Consider the following 649-nt stretch of genomic DNA (forward strand, 5'->3'; position numbering starts at 1 on the left):
CCGGGACCAGATCAGGCTGAAGCCGTCGCCGTCCTCGTCGTTGAACAGGTTCGCGTAGATCGGTGCGTTGAACGAGGGGTCGTCGAGCTTGAGCGAGAGATAGTCGCGGCCCTCCTCGGAGCGCTTCGACCAGGCGGCCCCGATCTCGGCCCGGCCGACGAAGACGCGGTGGCTCGGGGCGTTCTCGTTGGTGCGGTTGGCCTCGGGCACGATGCGGACGCCCTTGGTCTGGAGGCTGAGGGTGACGATCTCGCCCTGGAAGTCGCTGCCGATCTTCTTGAAAGAACCGATGGTAGCCATGTTACTTCTCCTTGCTGTTTCGAGCCGCGACCACCGCGGCCTCGATGGCGATCTACAGGCCGAAGACGATCGACGACGCACCCGCCCGCGGGCCGTAGCGCAGCGGAGGACGCCAGCGGGGCGACTTTCTTGCCGCGCGAGGAATGGGCGTAGCCCAGGGGAAGAAAGTCGAGCCGCTGGCGTTGCGTTCAGGCGATCGAGGCGCAGCCGCTCTTCGGCCAGATCGAGCCATCAAGAGGCCAGGTGGTCCGTGCGCTGAACAGCAACCCCAGAGAAGTTGTGGCGCCGCTCGGTTGGGCTGCACAAGAGGTCGCTGCGCTCAGGCGTAGAGTTGGAAGCAAAAGCGAAG

The 649-nt window shown here is 65.3% G+C and carries 1 protein-coding gene; it reads right to left on the reverse strand.

Annotated features, from left to right (window positions below):
• A partial coding sequence (locus RAD10_RS41460; RefSeq protein ID WP_461621978.1) for a DUF736 domain-containing protein occupies positions 1–300 on the reverse strand: 300 nt, incomplete at its 3' end.
• Between the last annotated feature and the right edge of the window lie 349 nt (positions 301–649).

The sequence above is a fragment of the Bradyrhizobium sp. 23AC genome (assembly GCF_054863025.1).